This is a genomic window from Rhodococcus sp. 14-2470-1a (genome assembly GCF_002259425.1).
GTDB lineage: Bacteria > Actinomycetota > Actinomycetes > Mycobacteriales > Mycobacteriaceae > Rhodococcoides > Rhodococcoides fascians_E.
Genome location: NZ_NPFZ01000032.1, coordinates 206,090 through 219,204 on the forward strand (window position 1 = coordinate 206,090; position 13,115 = coordinate 219,204).

Sequence of the window (13,115 nt, forward strand, 5' to 3'; positions counted from 1 at the left end):
CATCTTCTCACTTGATTAAACTCAACAATTGAGTATATTACGTCCGATGTCGACCGGAGACACGAGCACGCGAACCGACGGGGGCCTGCGCACCAATACGAAGGGGCTGCTGTCCCTGTCGCTGGCGTCGTGCTTGGCGGTGACCACCGAGATGCTGCCGGTGGGGCTGCTCCCGGTGATGGGCCGATCGTTCGGCGTCGCGGAATCGTCGATAGGCCTTCTGGTGAGCCTGTACGCGGGTCTTGTGGCGCTTCTCGCCGTGCCGATGACCATCTGGACACGCCGGTTGCCACGTAAACCGATTCTCGTCGCGACGCTCGGCGGATACGTCGTCAGCAACCTCGTCGTCGCCCTGTCGCACTCACTCGAATGGCTTGCGTTCGGTCGCGGCATCGGCGGCGTCGCGCACGCATTGTTCTTTTCTCTGTGCATCGGGTACGTGCCCCGACTCGTCGGACCGGCGAACCTCGGCAGGGGATTGGCGATCGCTGCAGCTGGTGCCACGGCCGGTTATGTACTGGGAGTGCCGATCTCGACATCGATGGGCAATGCCATCGGATGGCGATCGTCCTTCGTGGTACTTGCCGTGCTGTCCGCCGCCACCGTCGTCGCCGTGACAATCCTTCTCCCTGCAGTCCCCGGCGACGCGGGCCGACGCGAAAAGTCTCGCGGCCACGGCAGTCTCTCGGTCGTGGTGACTTCCAACGCGCTCACCTTCCTCGGCCACTACACCGTCTACACCTACATCAGCATCCTGCTTCTGAATGCCGGAGTCGTCGAATCCGCGCTCGGACCGGTGCTTTTGATCCTCGGAGCATGCGGCGTGCTCGGATTGTGGCTCACCGGACGTACGCTCGACCGCAGTCCGCGCCGAACGATGCTCGTGGTGCTCGGTCTCGTCGCGACATCGATCGTGGCAGTCGGGAGCACACACCTGTGGTTGTTGCCGCTTCTCGTGTGCACCGCTGTGTGGTCCGGTGCGTTCGGGGGAGTTCCGTCGATGTACCAGTCCGCCGCAGTCCGAACAGAACCGACGTCACCGGAGACCGCAGGCGCGTGGATCAACGCGACGGCGAACGTGGGGATCGCGGGCGGTGCCGGGGTGGGAGGCATCGTTCTGCCGTGGCTCGGCCTCGGTGGCCTCGCACTCACGGGAGCAGCGTTGGTCGCCGCTGGTTTGCTCGTCGCATCCTTCGCCCGAACCAGCGTTTCGGCCTCCGCCACCTCGTCGTGACCGTGTCCCTCGTGGTAGACACAGGCCGGACCGCGCAGCACCTACCGAGCGACGCGGACGACACGAAGCGAAGGCGGGGTCGAGAATGTCTCGCATGTGGGGGCGCGCCGCCGACTGGTATCGCCCGAACCCGGCGGTCACGTGCGCGCTGGTGGTCGTCCTGGTGTCGCTGTGGACGGCCGTGTATTCGGTCAGCATCCTCGGCGCTCTCTGGCGATTGCGCGATCCGAACGCACCGATGCCGATCCTGAGCGTCCGAGATCAAGCCGCCGACCTCGCGGTGCTGGTTGTACAGCTCGCACTCGGCACGATCGCGATCACCGCGGTCGCCTACCTACGGCGATCGGACATCGGGGAACTTCTACCGCGCAGGCAAGGAACGGCCGTCGACGCAGCAGTCGCCTGGTGTGCCGCGATCGCCGCCGCGTCGGCCCTCGCTCTCGTGCTGGACCGACTCTCGGTGGCGCGGTTCGATTTCTCGGTGCCGGCAGTGGTCGAATCTCCGGCGTTGGCAGTGCTCACCGCCCTGTCCGCCGGACTACGTGAAGAACCACTGCTGGCAGCACTTCCTGTGTTGCTCTTGGTCGGTCGAATACCCATCGGGTGGGTCATGATCCTCGCCGGGTGCATGAGAGGCCTCCTGTACCTGTTCTTCGGCGGCGGCGGCTTCGTGTGGGCCGCACTGTGGGGAGCGGCCGCAGTATGGGTGTACTTCAAGTACCGGCGACTGTGGGTGCTCGTCGTCGTTCACGGAATCGCCATGAACATTCAGGTGCTGGACCGAGTGATTCCGCTCGACAGCGCCGCCACGCTTCTTCAGTGGGCGAACATATTGATCATGTTCGGTGCGTTGACGATGTGGTTGGTGCCACGCGCCCTCGGAGGGATTCCGTCCACCCCTGTGTCCGACGAGGTCCCGCGGCCGACAACGCCGCCCGTCGAACGGTAGGCGTCACTCCCGAATGGACGTGACCGGTTCAGCGACCGTACCCGCGGTAACCGACACCGTGAGTGTGATGCGCAGCACGTGGCCCTCGTGCAGGTGATGCAGGTAACCGTCGCCGCGTAGTGGGCGTTACCGCCGGTTACATTAAGCTCCGAACAATGATCGAATCCACCTCCGCGGTGAAGCGCAGGCTGCTGGGACTGCTGCTGTTTCTCATGATCATCGTGTTCGTGACGTGGTCGGTCACCTCGTACAGCAAGACTTTCAAGAAAGTCGTCAGTATCGACCTGGTGACCGATTCGGTGGGTAATGCGTTGCCCAGCAACGCGGATGTGAAGGTTCGCGGTTTGATCGTCGGTGAAGTGCGGTCGGCGTCGTCGGTCGACGGTGTGGTGACGGCGAAGTTGGCGATCGATCCGGACAAGGCCGATCTGATTCCGTCGAACGCGACGGCGCGGTTGTTGCCCAAGACGTTGTTCGGTGAGCGGTACGTGGCGTTGCAGATTCCCGAGAACGACACGGCGTCGCCGATCACCGACGGGACCGTGCTCAGGCAGGACACCAGTGGCAGTGCCATCGAGGTCGGTCAGTTGTTGGACAACTTGCTGCCGTTGCTCGAAGCGATTCCGCCGCAGGATCTGGCGAGTACGTTGGGTGCGTTGGCGCAGGGTCTGAGTGGTCGTGGTCAGGAGTTGGGGTTGACGATCGATCGGTTGGACACGATCTTCAAGGGTCTGAACACCGAGTTGCCGAACATTCAGGAGGATCTGCGTGGGTTGGCGGATTTCTCGCAGACGTATGCCGATGCGGGTCCGCAGTTGATCGATGCGCTCGACAATCTGTCGGTCACGGGGAACACGTTGGTCGAGCAGCGTCCGGCGGTGGATACGTTGATCTCGTCGTTGACGGCGACGAGTGCGTCGACGGCAGATTTTCTGCAGGCCAACGCGGACAATCTGATTCGGATCTCGGCGGATTCGCGTGAGGCGCTGGAGTTGTTGGCGCAGTATTCGCCGTCGTTCGGGTGCACGTTCGCCAATTTCGTGCCGGTGGTGCAACGCGCGCAGGACGTCATCGGCGTCGGCGACGAGTACCGCGGCATCAACGTGGACATGCCACTCATCAATCCACGTGGACGGTACCTGCCTAATCAGGACGAGCCGCGCTTCTTCGACGACCGTGGACCGACATGCCACGCTCCGGCGGACGCTGCCGCCGGTGAGTTCTTCCCGCAGTACCCGGGCGGATCGGTCAACGACGGTTCCTACCAGGTGCCGTCGAGGAACCCCGGACCGCAGGATGTTCCGGAACTGCCTGCGCCGCAGTACTCGCCGCTGCCGGGCATCGTCGAGCAGACGCCGGTGTCCTACGCGGGCTCGGATTTCGAACGTGACACGCTCGCCGTGATCTACGGCGGAGCAACGGGAACCGCTCCGCAGGACGTTCCTTCCTGGGTCACATCCGCGACAGCGCCCGCACTCCGAGGTGCCGAGGTCCGGATGACGGCAACCGGAAACTCACCGCGGTGACACCTCACCCCGCTCGGTGGGGTCGGGTCCGGCCGAGGACTTCCACGCGCGCGAACTGCTGGCGTCGACCATCGGCACGACCCGCGTCGTGATCGCCGAGTTGTACATGTCGGCAGCCTGACGCGGATTGGCGTGGCCGGTACCCGGCATGCGGACCACGCGAAGGTTTCCGTCGGGCCCTCCCGATCGCTCGAACAGAATGCGTTGGGAATAGTCGACGTCGACCACGGTGTCCGCAGCCCCGTCCCGCGGACGCAAGAACACGATCGCCGGAGCGGTCTTGCCGTCGACTTCGTCCGACAACGCGTCGAGGTTGTCCAGAGCACCGGAGGCGACAATTGTCTTGAACTGCGATTCGATGAAACCGTTGCTGGCCGCCGACGGATTCAACACCTTGTCGCGCATCACTTCGTCGAACGCCGAAGCAGCCTCCTCCCACTCGATATGCGGGAGCCACGACGACTGTGTGTCCACGAACCTGTCCTGTCGCGCAGCCATCTCGACGATCGTCCGTAGCGATCGGCTCTCACGCGCCCCCGGCAACCATCCGATCCACCGCAGCAAGTCCTCGCCCGCGTCTCGACTGGCCTCTCGGACAGCGTGCAGGTCGACCGGTGTGCAATCGAGCACGACACCCCCCACGGTCTTGTCGGAGTCCTCGTACAGATGCTGCGCAGCCTCGAGTGCGACGACTCCACCCATGCTGTGTCCGACGAGAACGATGTTGCTCACTCCTACAGCAGTTGCGCGTCTGTCGATGAGGTCGCTGATCACCCGCGTGTCGAGGCCACGATTGTCGTACCGAACGGACCAGACCCGGCCGAGGTCCGCCAACGCAGGCAGAGTCGCCGCCGTGGGCGCCGCATCGAGATTACCCAAGCCGACCAGGTCCACGACAGCCGTCGTGGCGTCCGCGGGATCACGTGGCCCGTAGATCTCGTCGATGCTCGGGCGGGTGTCGGCGAGGCGCCGTTGCTCCGGCGCGACATCGACACGCCAGTACACACCGAACAGGACGAGCAATGGAATCGACGCGAGCGACACGCGAAGCAGGCACCGACGCGTTCTCCCCAGTACTCGCCAATCGCGTCCCCATCGAGTCTCGATCAACCGCGCCTTCCGGCGCTCGTCGTCCCAGTCCACGGGAAGAATCTCCGGTTCGTTTATCGACCGACGCCCCCACGTCGAGTCCTGATCAGATACATCGTCCACCGTACGCGCCGATGTCCCGACCGCACCCGGACCAAGAACGCGGTCGACTCGATATCCGGTGCGCTGCAGAGTGATTCGGCTATCCACGCGGTGTGCTGCTACGACGGAATCCTAGCGAGGCAGGAACGGATCCCTTGCAGGGTCGACCCCGACGGGCGCTCGATGAACGAACCATTCGGTACCGAGCGCTTCCCGACGAGTCGCAACGTCCATATTCGCGAACTGCGACGCACCACCACCGCGTTCGATCTCGGAACGGTGTTGGCTGAACGCCGACCACTTGGTGTCGAACCAGGCGCTGACGTCGATCGCCAGGTCGACGTCACTGTCGGCAATGCCGGGGACTCCTGGTCCGGGGGCCGGGGCCGCCGTTCCGAACAGGGTCTGCCACTTCGACTCGATGGCGGTTCGAGGAAAAGTCGCGAAGCACAGATGGGCCGGACGCCACGGCTCGCCGGCCTCGGGAAACAGCTGCTCGTAACCGGACGCTTCGAACGCAGCCAGTGTCACCCTGTGCGCGTGAACATGATCCGGATGTCCGTAAGACCCGAATCCGTCGTAGGTGACCACGATGTCGGGCCGAAACGATCGTATGTGCGCAACGAGTTTGCCGACCGCCTCGTCGAACGGCGCAGCACAGAAGAGGACACCGCCTGACAGGGCGTTGTCGGTGTAGCCGAGCAGGCGAGGTTCACCAGCACCCAGAACCTCGAGAGAACGGCGCAGTTCCTCGACACGTTCCTCGCCGTCACGCCACGTACACGTCACCACGGCTGTGCGTGCACCCGCCGCAGCGCTTCGCGCCAGAATCCCGCCGGTGAACAGTGCCTCGTCGTCGGGATGAGCGTGAACGCACAGGACACTGGGAACGCTGGGCACATCCCAAGAATATCCCCACCCGTCCGGTGCGCGTCCCCGACCGAGAATGTCGGCCGACAGATCACAACACCGCGAACCGCCGCTTGTGCACGGTCCAGTCCGCAGGGCATTCCGCATGCGTCGATGCGCACGTTCGCACACGAGAAACGCCAGCACACAGGTGGGACAGCACGCCTACGCCCGTCATATAGTGAACGAATGGCATTCCAGATACTTCTGTCGAAGGCACTGACCACCGTCGTCACGGGAGCAGTCGGCGTCGCGGCGTACAACGGCGCAAGAACCCTGATCGCGAAAGCACCCATCAGGGGAGCGGCTGTGACCGCAACCGAGTGGGGCCTTCGCGGTGTGCGCAAGGCCGAGGAGGGTGCCGAATCGGCACGTCTGCAGGTATCGGACGTCGTCGCCGAGGCCAAGGAACGACTCGGGGAAGAAGTTCCGCCGCCCGCTGTCGGCGAGACCGGTCACGGACACAGCCACTGACCGTGGCGACCGAATCCGACGTCATCGACTTCGCCCCGAACCGGGCGGGCAACAGCACATCGGCAGCAACGTCGTCGGCTGACATTCGTGTGCTGTCCGACGCGGCAGGACGAATAAGATTCGACGTTCCCTGGCTCCGTTCGAGCCCGGGCCGGGCAGTGGCAATCGAGAACGCCCTCGACAAAGTGGTCGGTGTCCGTGCAGCGCATGCGTATCCGCGTACCGGCTCCGTCGTGGTGTGGGTGTCTCGTACTCGGGTCGACCGCGATGCCGTTATCGCCGCGGTCCAGGAGGGCAAGTCGACGGCTCGGTCCGCCGTGCCGGACCGCACTCCACGGTCCGCCGACATCGCCAGCGCCGAAGTTCTCCGCATGGCCGTCGGCGGCGCCGCGCTGGTTCTGCTGGGCATCCGTCGCTACGGACTCGGACGTCCGCCGATTCTGGGTCCCACCAGTCGGCTCGTGGCCACGGGAGCCACCGTCTTCACCGGATACCCGTTCCTGAAGGGTGCCCTCCGGTCGATCACGGGGAACAAGGGCGCAGGCACCGACGCTCTGGTGTCGGCCGCGACCGTAGCCAGCTTGGTTCTGCGCGAGAACGTCGTCGCACTGACCGTCCTCTGGTTGCTCAACATCGGTGAGTATCTGCAGGAGTTGACCCTTCGGCGGACCCGACGCGCCATTGCCGACCTCCTCGGCGGGACTCAGGACACCGCATGGATACGGTTGGCCGACGGCAGTGAGATCTCCGTCGACACCGAGTCCTTGACCGTCGGCGACGAGGTCGTCGTGTACGACCACGTTGCATCCCCGGTCGACGGCATCGTCGTCGACGGTGAATCCATCGTCGATCAATCGGCCATCACCGGAGAAACGCTGCCCGTGTCCGTCGTTCCGGGCGCACGTATTCACGCCGGGTCGGTCGTGGTACGCGGACGCCTCGTCGTACGCGCCACTGCCGTCGGCAAGGACACCGCAATCGGCCGCATCATCTCGCGGGTGGAAGAAGCTCAGGAAGATCGAGCACCGATTCAAACCGTCGGCGAGAACTTCTCGCGGCGCTTCGTGCCGACGTCCTTCCTGCTCTCGGCTCTCACACTGATCGTCACACGGGATGTGCGGCGCGCCATGACAATGCTGCTCGTTGCGTGTCCCTGTGCAGTCGGTCTGTCCACACCCACCGCTATCAGTGCGGCCATCGGAAACGGTGCCCGCCGCGGCATCCTCATCAAGGGCGGGTCGCACCTCGAACTTGCCGGCCGCGTCGATGCTGTCGTGTTCGACAAGACCGGCACGCTCACAGTCGGCCGACCGGTGGTGACCAATGTAGTTGCCTTCGCCGACGATTGGCTCCCGGAACAGGTCCTGGCGTACGCCGCGAGCTCCGAGATCCACTCACGACATCCTTTGGCCGAAGCCGTCATTCGCTCCACCGAAGAGCGTCACATCGAAATTCCTCCACACGAAGAATGCGAGGTGCTCGTCGGACTGGGAATGAGGACATGGGCCGACGGACGGACCTTGCTTCTCGGAAGTCCGTCCCTGCTCAGGAGCGAGAACGTCGAGGTGTCCGAAGACGCCGCATCGTGGGTGAAGAAACTGCAGCGCCAAGCCGAAACGCCGCTTCTGCTTGCGGTCGACGGCACCCTCGTCGGGCTCATCAGTCTGCGCGACGAAGTCCGCCCCGAAGCGCTGAACGTGCTGGCTCGGCTGCGTGCAGACGGCGTCGAACGCATCATCATGCTGACCGGCGACCACCAGGACACCGCGGCTGCAGTCGCTGCGGAACTCGGTATCACCGAGTGGCGAGCAGAGGTCATGCCGGAGGACAAACTGACGGTCGTTCACGATCTTCAGCAGCAAGGTCACATCGTGGCAATGGTGGGAGACGGGACCAACGATGCGCCTGCACTGGCGGCCGCCGACATCGGCATCGCGATGGGTCTCGCCGGAACCGACGTTGCCGTGGAAACCGCCGATGTTGCACTGGCCAGCGACGATCTGAATCGCCTCCTGGACGTTCGTGACCTCGGTGGACACGCTGTCGACGTGATCCAGCAGAACTACGGCATGTCCATCGCGGTGAACGCGGTCGGATTGCTCGTCAGTGCTGCCGGCGGATTGTCACCGGTCCTGGCTGCGATACTGCACAACGCATCGTCCGTCGCCGTCGTGGCCAACAGCTCCAGGCTGATCACCTACCGAATGGATCCACCGGGTCGACGGGCCGGGTAGCGCGCCCGGCCACCTGAACCTCACCGGCTGCCCGAACTGAGACCATCAGGGTGTCCGACCCTCGCGCAGCGTGCGTTGTGCGAGGGTGCGGAGCGCCCCGGTGATCGACGAATCACCCAGACGGCACGTCGTGTCGTCCACCGACACAGTCCATTCGAACGCGTCCCGACGCCTCGACGCGCTCCCGGATCGGTCTTCGGTGGACGTGAGCATCGGCCGTGCCTGTTCGACGAGTTCCTGCCACTCGCGCACCGATGCGTCGTCGTCCAGCACATCGGTGTCGATCTGTGCTCGGCGAGTGAGGCCGGCCACGCCACCTACACGAACGACTTCGATGAACATGCCACCGTCCTCACGTCTCAGACTCGACGCGTGGACGACTCCGCCGGTTCCTGCGCGTCCACGACCACTCCCACGGTAGCCCAACCTGCGGCAACGGCCCGGTGAACATCTGACTCGGCGCCGTAACGCGTGACCGCCGCAGACACCGTGGCTGCTGCGAAACCTTCGAAATCGACGGTCGACGGCAACGACGAATCGGTGGCGACGTCGAACCACACCTGCCCCGCCCTGTCCCACGCCGGTCCGCCGAGCGCCCTGGCTGCAGACGCGAATGCGCGGTTGGGGATGGATGAGTTGATGTGGACACCTCCGTTGTCCGCCGTGGTCTCGACGTACCCGTCCATGTCCTTCGGTTGAGGGTCTCGCCCGAGGATGTCGTCGTCGTAGGCCGTGCCAGGGTCGATCATCGACCGAAGCGCCCGTCCCTCGACCGCAGGGAGAAACAGACCCTCTCCCACGAGCCACGATGCAGTCTTCGCGTCCTGCTTCGACGAATACTGTTCCACGAGAACGCCGAACACGTCCGATAGAGACTCGTTGAGCGCGCCCGCTTGGCCGAAGTACTCGAGCGCGGAAGTGTACTGAGTGAAACCGTGCGTCAGTTCATGGGCGATGACGCTGAGCGAGGCAGTGAACCGGCCGAACACTTCGCCGTCCCCGTCTCCGAACACCATTCGCTCGCCATCCCAGAACGCGTTGTCGTAGTCGCGGTCGAAATGCACGGTGGCGGAGAGGGGGAGGCCCTTTCCGTCGAGACTCTCGTAGCCGTACACCTCCCGAAAGAAGGCGAACGTGGTGCCGAGGCCGTCGTAGGCCTCGTCGACCGAGACGTCCCCGGAGGCGGGCTCACCCTCGGACCTGACGAGGCGGCCGGGTAGCGCGTCACGGTTCTGCGCATCGTGGATCGACCGAACCGGACCCTCGGCAGCTGCGGCCGAGGAGGCGCGAACGGTGGACCGCAGGGGAGAACGTCCACGCGCGAGCTGACGGTCGATGGCGAGGGTGCGTGCCGCGCTCGACGACGCATGGTCTGCCACCACTCCCTGGCCGCGGCCGGACGACGCGCTCTCCGCGATCCGCTCCAGCAGGAACGGAGGTACGACCGTTCGCAGCTGCGAGGACGGGAAAGTGCCTGAGCCGGAGGCGTTTCGGTTGAAGGGTGAACCGGAACCGGATTCCGAGGACGAGTTGGATTCGATTGCCACACGAGCACCTTCCAGTCGAGTTCCGTAGACACTAGACGACGGCTACGACATCGTGTGGTCGCGCGATCCGACGGTCGGGTTAGAGTCGAGGCCGACATCGAAGTGATCGCCGACACAGGTGAGCATCCAGGACTGGGGGGCAACAGTGGTGAACGGAACCGCCAAATCGACACGCACCGCCGATGCGATTGTCGTCGGGGGTGGACTGGCGGGCCTTGTTGCCGCAGCCGAATTGGTCGACAAGGGAAAACGGGTGATCCTGGTCGATCAGGAAAACGAAGCCAACCTGGGTGGGCAGGCATTCTGGTCGTTCGGCGGCCTCTTCTTCGTCGACAGCCCCGAGCAGCGGAGACTGGGAATCAAGGACTCCTACGACCTCGCTCTCCAGGACTGGATGGGTACTGCGGGTTTCGACAGAGAAGAGGATCTGTGGCCGCGACGGTGGGCGCAGGCGTACGTGGAGTTCGCCGCGGGCGAGAAGCGTAGCTGGCTGCGACAGCGAGGGCTGAAGATATTCCCTCTCGTCGGCTGGGCCGAACGAGGTGGTTACGGGCCGGACGGTCACGGCAACTCCGTGCCGAGATTCCACATCACCTGGGGGACCGGTCCCGCTCTCGTCGACATGTTCGCCGCCACGGTGCGCGACGGCGCCGACCGCGGGTTGGTCGACTTCGCGTTCCGTCACCGCGTCGACGAGCTTCTCGTGAGCGACGGTGTGGCGACCGGAGTCCGAGGATCGGTGTTGGAGCCGTCGGACGTCGCTCGAGGCGTTCCGTCGTCCCGCCTCGCCGTCGGCGAGTTCGAGTTCACTGCCGGGGCAGTCGTCGTGACGTCGGGCGGAATCGGCGCGAACTGGGATCTGGTCAAGAAGAACTGGCCCGCACGCCTCGGCACACCCCCGCAGCACATGCTGACGGGCGTTCCCGCGCACGTGGACGGTCGGATGCTCGAGATCAGCCGTCGAGCGGGAGCCAGCCTCATCAACTCCGACCGGATGTGGCACTACACCGAAGGCATCACCAACTACGACTCGGTGTGGCCGAACCACGGAATCAGGATTCTGCCCGGGCCGTCGTCGCTGTGGCTCGACGCGACCGGCAAGCAGCTCCCCGCGCCGCTCTTTCCCGGGTTCGACACGCTCGGCACCCTCGAACACATCGTCCGTACCGGATACGACTACTCATGGTTCGTGCTCGATCAGAAGATCATCGAGAAGGAGTTCGGGCTTTCGGGCCAGGAGCAGAATCCCGACCTGACGGGCCGCAGCGTGCGCAAGCTGCTCGAGCGCATTCGGCCCGGTGCGCCCGGTCCCGTGGAAGCGTTCAAGCGTCGAGGAGAGGACTTCGTGGTCGCGGACTCGGTGCGTGAGCTGGTCGCGGGCATGAACAAGATCGGATCGGTCGATCTGGACGCCGACGCCGTCGAGGCCACACTGATCGCCCGAGACAGAGAAATGGTCAACGGGTTCAGCAAGGACCTGTCGGTGTCGGTCATTCATGCCGCACGCAAGTACAAGGGCGACAGAGTCGCCCGCATAGCCAGCCCGCACCGACTCCTCGATCCGGCGTCGGGCCCGTTGATCGCGGTCAAGCTGCACCTGCTCACGAGGAAAACCCTCGGTGGACTCGAAACCGACCTCGATTCACGGGTGTTGCGCACCGACGGAACGCCGTTCGACGGATTGTTCGCGGCCGGCGAGGTCGCCGGCTTCGGCGGCGGCGGAGTGCACGGCTACCGGTCGCTGGAAGGCACGTTCCTCGGCGGCTGCATCTTCTCGGGCCGTGCGGCCGGACGCGCCGCTGCACGATGACGCCGACCGTCCGCCCCGCGGCAGGACTGGAAGAACGGAGTTTCCGGCATCGAGTCCGGCGGTAGGGTAGTGACACTGGACAGCGGACGCGGTGGCAGCGGATCACCGTGGACAACAGCAGCGACGTCAGGAGAATCGATGCCGGATTTCAACGATCAGGTCGTTGCGGAGTTCCGTGCCAACCACGGTAAGGTCGGCGGCCCCTTCGAGGGGGCGCCGCTGCTGTTGTTGCACACCGTCGGCGCGAAATCCGGTGCGGACAGGCTCAGCCCGCTCATGTACCTTCCCGACGGTGATCGGTACGTCATCTTCGCTTCGAAGGCAGGGGCGGACACCAACCCGGCGTGGTACCACAACCTTCTCGCCAACCCCGCCGCACGAATCGAAGTGGGAGACGACACGATCGACGTCGTCGCCCGGGAGATCGAAGGCGACGAACGAGACGCCCTCTACCGGAAGCAGGCGGAGCTGTACTCGGGATTCGCCGACTACGAGAAGAAGACCACGCGCGTCATACCGGTGGTTGCGCTTTCGGCATCGTGATCGCACGTTCACCTGCACACGCGGTCGACAGCGGGAACGGAAGTAACCGGTGAGCACCGACAACGAGGGCGGAGTCCTGAGCGACCGCGTGCTCACGCTCCCCAACGCCCTGAGCGTGATCCGGCTGTTGCTGATTCCGCTGTTCCTTTATCTTCTGTTGGGTCCGCAATCCGACGGATGGGCTCTCGCCGTGCTGTTGGCCAGCGGTGCCACCGACTGGCTCGACGGCAAACTAGCCCGTGTTCTGGACCAATCGTCACGGCTCGGCGCGATGCTCGACCCGCTCGTCGACCGTCTCTCGGTCGTCACGGCCCTGGCTGCCTTCGTCGTGCGCGGGATCATTCCGTGGTGGGTCGCGGTGATCCTCGTCGGCCGGGATCTTGTGCTCGCGGGCACCATGTTCATCTATCGCCGGCGAGGTCTGCCGCCACCCGAGGTGATCTATCTGGGCAAAGCCGCCACCTTCGTCATCATGATCACGCTTCCGGTGCTGCTCGCGTCGACGGGTGAGTCCCCAGTCGCGGATCTGCTGTGGCCCGTCGGCACGGCGTTGCTCGTCTGGGGGACCGCGCTGTACGTGTGGACCGGCGGTCTGTACCTGTACAAAGCATCCTTGGTTGCACGGCACACCGCACCGCCCTCGCGTGAGGAAACACGAAGTGCGTGAACCGGTTTCTCGAAACCCAGTTCCGTCGCTG

Annotated in this window: 12 protein-coding genes; 8 read left to right on the plus strand and 4 right to left on the minus strand. The window is 64.7% G+C overall.

From position 1 onward, the window contains the following. The first annotated feature begins 46 nt into the window (after positions 1–46). From CH292_RS21930 to CH292_RS21940, 3 genes are all read left to right on the plus strand, one after another. On the plus strand, positions 47–1,234 hold the full coding sequence (locus CH292_RS21930) for an MFS transporter (protein WP_019667723.1): 1,188 nt from the start codon (positions 47–49) through the stop codon (positions 1,232–1,234). 94 nt (positions 1,235–1,328) lie between these two features. After that, the gene (locus CH292_RS21935) at positions 1,329–2,183 is read left to right on the plus strand and encodes a CPBP family intramembrane glutamic endopeptidase (protein WP_019667722.1); all 855 of its coding nucleotides are present in this window, start codon (positions 1,329–1,331) and stop codon (positions 2,181–2,183) included. 155 nt (positions 2,184–2,338) lie between these two features. Next, the gene (locus CH292_RS21940; RefSeq protein ID WP_094655741.1) at positions 2,339–3,709 is read left to right on the plus strand and encodes an MCE family protein; all 1,371 of its coding nucleotides are present in this window, start codon (positions 2,339–2,341) and stop codon (positions 3,707–3,709) included. Here the strand turns inward: CH292_RS21940 and CH292_RS21945 are convergent. Continuing rightward, positions 3,698–4,852 carry an alpha/beta fold hydrolase gene (locus CH292_RS21945; protein WP_019667973.1) on the minus strand — a complete coding sequence of 385 codons (1,155 nt, stop codon included), beginning with the start codon at positions 4,850–4,852 and terminating at the stop codon, positions 3,698–3,700. The two genes, CH292_RS21940 and CH292_RS21945, sit on opposite strands and share 12 nt — an antisense overlap. A 180-nt stretch (positions 4,853–5,032) precedes the next feature. Continuing rightward, positions 5,033–5,800, minus strand: a complete 768-nt coding sequence (locus tag CH292_RS21950; protein WP_033190244.1) for a PIG-L family deacetylase — start codon at positions 5,798–5,800, stop codon at positions 5,033–5,035. 198 nt (positions 5,801–5,998) lie between these two features. Here CH292_RS21950 and CH292_RS21955 point away from each other — a divergent pair, with 198 nt between their 5' ends. Both CH292_RS21955 and CH292_RS21960 read left to right on the plus strand, forming a co-directional pair. Beyond that, a complete protein-coding gene (locus tag CH292_RS21955) occupies positions 5,999–6,283 on the plus strand; it encodes a DUF1490 family protein (protein ID WP_019667971.1) in 285 nt (94 codons plus the stop codon). A 2-nt stretch (positions 6,284–6,285) separates the two neighbouring features. After that, entirely contained in the window at positions 6,286–8,517 is a 2,232-nt protein-coding gene (locus CH292_RS21960) for a cation-translocating P-type ATPase (RefSeq protein ID WP_094655742.1), read from the plus strand. A 45-nt stretch (positions 8,518–8,562) separates the two neighbouring features. On the opposite strand, the gene CH292_RS21965 is transcribed toward CH292_RS21960, so the two are convergent. Together CH292_RS21965 and CH292_RS21970 are read right to left on the minus strand one after the other, a co-directional pair. After that, on the minus strand, positions 8,563–8,859 hold the full coding sequence (locus CH292_RS21965; protein ID WP_019667969.1) for a protealysin inhibitor emfourin: 297 nt from the start codon (positions 8,857–8,859) through the stop codon (positions 8,563–8,565). A gap of 17 nt (positions 8,860–8,876) precedes the next feature. After that, positions 8,877–10,064: a M4 family metallopeptidase gene (locus tag CH292_RS21970; protein WP_094655743.1), complete on the minus strand. Its 1,188-nt coding sequence runs from the start codon at positions 10,062–10,064 to the stop codon at positions 8,877–8,879. Between the two features lie 148 nt (positions 10,065–10,212). Between CH292_RS21970 and CH292_RS21975 the strand changes: the two genes are divergently transcribed. The 3 genes from CH292_RS21975 (at position 10,213) to CH292_RS21985 (ending at position 13,084) form a co-directional block, all read left to right on the plus strand. Further along, positions 10,213–11,874: an FAD-binding dehydrogenase gene (locus CH292_RS21975; RefSeq protein WP_218830197.1), complete on the plus strand. Its 1,662-nt coding sequence runs from the start codon at positions 10,213–10,215 to the stop codon at positions 11,872–11,874. A 138-nt stretch (positions 11,875–12,012) separates the two neighbouring features. Next, positions 12,013–12,417, plus strand: coding sequence for a nitroreductase family deazaflavin-dependent oxidoreductase (locus CH292_RS21980; RefSeq protein WP_019667966.1), 405 nt, complete (start codon positions 12,013–12,015; stop codon positions 12,415–12,417). A gap of 49 nt (positions 12,418–12,466) precedes the next feature. Then, the gene (locus tag CH292_RS21985) at positions 12,467–13,084 is read left to right on the plus strand and encodes a CDP-alcohol phosphatidyltransferase family protein (protein ID WP_019667965.1); all 618 of its coding nucleotides are present in this window, start codon (positions 12,467–12,469) and stop codon (positions 13,082–13,084) included. The last annotated feature ends 31 nt before the right edge of the window (positions 13,085–13,115 follow it).